We start from the raw sequence: 1,178 nt of genomic DNA, 5'->3' as shown, positions 1-1,178 counted from the left end.
GCCATGCAAGACGTCGTAATCGTTGCCGCCACCCGTACCGCCGTCGGCAGTTTCCAGGGCTCGCTGGCCGGTATTCCTGCCGTCGATCTTGGCGCCGCCGTTATCCGCGCTCTGCTGGAGCAGACCGGCATTGATGGCGCCGAAGTGGATGAAGTCATCCTTGGCCAGGTGCTGACTGCCGGCGCCGGTCAGAACCCGGCCCGCCAAGCCGCCATCAAGGCTGGCTTGCCAGTAGCAGTGCCGGCACTGACCCTGAACAAAGTCTGCGGCTCGGGCCTGAAAGCCCTGCACCTCGGAGCCCAGGCGATTCGCTGTGGCGACGCCGAGGTGATCATTGCCGGCGGCCAGGAAAACATGAGCCTGTCGCCCTACGTGATGCCCGGCGCGCGTACCGGCCTGCGCATGGGCCACTCGCAGGTGATCGACAGCATGATCACCGATGGCCTGTGGGATGCGTTCAACGACTACCACATGGGCATCACCGCCGAGAACCTGGTGGATAAGTACGAGATCAGCCGTGAAGCGCAGGACGCCTTTGCTGCGGGTTCGCAGCAGAAAGCCGTGGCCGCGATTGAAGGCGGGCGCTTCAACGACGAGATCACCCCGATCCTGATCCCACAGCGCAAAGGTGACCCGGTCGCCTTCGCCACCGACGAGCAACCCCGCGCCGGCACCACCGCTGAAGCGCTGGCCAAACTCAAACCGGCGTTCAAGAAAGACGGCACCGTCACCGCCGGCAACGCCTCCAGCCTGAACGACGGCGCTGCTGCTGTGATCCTAATGAGCGCCGAAAAAGCCAAGGCGTTGGGCTTGCCGGTTCTGGCGAAAATCGCGGCCTATGCCAACGCCGGTGTAGACCCAGCGATCATGGGCATCGGCCCGGTCTCGGCCACCAAACGCTGCCTGGAAAAAGCCGGCTGGACCCTGGACCAACTGGACCTGATCGAAGCCAACGAAGCCTTCGCCGCACAAGCGCTGTCGGTGGGCAAGGAACTCGGTTGGGATGCCAGCAAGGTCAACGTCAACGGCGGCGCCATCGCCATCGGCCACCCGATCGGCGCATCAGGTTGCCGCGTGCTGGTGACCCTGCTGCACGAAATGATCAAGCGTGACGCCAAGAAGGGCTTGGCCACCTTGTGCATCGGTGGTGGGCAAGGTGTGGCGCTGGCGCTGGAACG

The 1,178-nt window shown here is 64.3% G+C and carries 1 protein-coding gene; it reads left to right on the top strand.

Annotated elements, in window-relative coordinates; genetic code table 11:
- Nucleotides 1-3: 3 nt before the first annotated feature.
- A partial coding sequence (locus C8K61_RS26585; protein WP_108195002.1) for an acetyl-CoA C-acetyltransferase occupies nucleotides 4-1,178 on the top strand: 1,175 nt, incomplete at its 3' end.

This window comes from Pseudomonas sp. GV071 (genome assembly GCF_003050835.1).
Taxonomy (GTDB): Bacteria; Pseudomonadota; Gammaproteobacteria; order Pseudomonadales; family Pseudomonadaceae; genus Aquipseudomonas.
Note: the sequence above shows the minus strand (reverse complement) of the source record. Positions and strands in the feature narration are given on the sequence as shown.